Below are 1,652 nucleotides of genomic sequence, written 5' to 3'. Positions count from 1 at the left end.
GCATCAATACAGCCAGTATGCCAGCTGTCATGCTGGAACTGGCGCCACGGCATTTCAGCTGGGAAAGTACCTGCCCCCAGATCATAGCAGTAAAGTACAGGATTGATGTCATCGGCAAATATCATCTCAAGACCGTTATCATCATCGATGTTGCCGATGGCTACCTGGCCGAAAACTCCACTACCGCAGGATACAGGATAACCGCTGCAGATGCTGCCATCGCTGTTGATAGCGTATAGATATCCATCTCCGGTACCTACTACTATCTCAAGTTCGATATCTCCATCAATGTTCACTATTGATGGTGCCGCAGGAATACCTTCAATGGATACAGGGAATCCAGGAAGAGATTGATATTCATCACCTGACCAGTACCAGCAATTGACCTTTCCGCTGTTGTCAACTGCTACTACATCAAGAATGCCGTCATCATTCATATCTCCGATAGCAACCGGATGTTTGACCATGCTGCCAACATTCCAGACGTGTTCCTCATTCAATGTGTTACCATTTAAAACTAAGACTTTGCGGCTACTTGTTCCGCTGATTCCTGTTCCGACTATTATCTCGTTCACACCATCATCATCGATATCTGCAACTACCGGGGAAGCCCAGAACCAGCAGTTGTAGTAAGCTGGAGACACTATATCTAAACCATTATCAGGATCCAGAAGATAAACTGCGCTGTTATAATCCTTTGAAGATTCTGAATCACCATCTGTCTGATAACCCTCTGCTGTACATACTACTATCTCCATACCAAAGTGACTTGATGACACATCTCCCACTGCAGGTGTGGAAATCACCGAAGATCCACCTGTCTCAAGATTGCGACGCCATGTCCAAGCCCCTCCCGTATGCTCGAACAGATATACCGTGGGTTCAAGTATTGTCGAATCGGAAAGATGACGACAGAGAATCATCTCAGGATAACCATCGGAATCAACATCTCCAATAACAGGAGAAGACATACTGGGATAAAAACCGAGAGCTTCTGAACCACCCATAATAACCGGCCAGTTGGATATATTCCCTCCGGTTGAAAGATCACGGGCATGGCAACCACAGGCATGAACGGAAAGGATATCCAAACCACCGCCATTAAGATCAACTATGGACGGACATGACTTTACATTGATACTCCCCCAGCCTCCTGAAGACATCGGCCAGTTCTCGTTCCATGAACTGCCATCATCAGCAAGAACATGAACATAACCATCAGTACACTGGACTATTACATCAAGATCACCATCATCATCAAGATCAGAAAGTACCGGGGAGCCGTTTACATAATCATGAAGGGTTACAGTCCAGCTATCTCCGGAAGATTCCAGCGTGAAATCATGATGGGTATCGTTGTAACGCCATTCAGCTAATGTTGATGAGGGATTCATCAATCCATTATTATCAACATCTTCCGCCTGGATGCTGAGAGTCATCTCTCCCTCAAGAAAAACTAATCCACCCAGGGTACCATGCCAAGTATCCCGATAATCAGGATCATCAGGACAGTTGGTTGAACTCCAACCAGTCATTGTTGCGGTTATATCATCATATGGAGATTCCATACCTGCAGTTACAATTGCCGAACCTGTATTCATGGGCTCGGAAAATATCACTGTCACATCAAGAATCTCGCTGTTACTAACAGG

General features: G+C 45.5%; 1 protein-coding gene. It reads right to left on the bottom strand.

Going from position 1 to position 1,652, the window contains the following annotated elements; genetic code table 11:
- Positions 1–1,652: hypothetical protein (locus K8R76_02575; protein ID MCD4847058.1), on the bottom strand; the 1,652-nt coding region annotated here is incomplete at both ends.

It is taken from the genome of Candidatus Aegiribacteria sp. (assembly GCA_021108435.1).
GTDB lineage: Bacteria > Fermentibacterota > Fermentibacteria > Fermentibacterales > JCC-6 > Aegiribacteria.
Note: the sequence above shows the minus strand (reverse complement) of the source record. Positions and strands in the feature narration are given on the sequence as shown.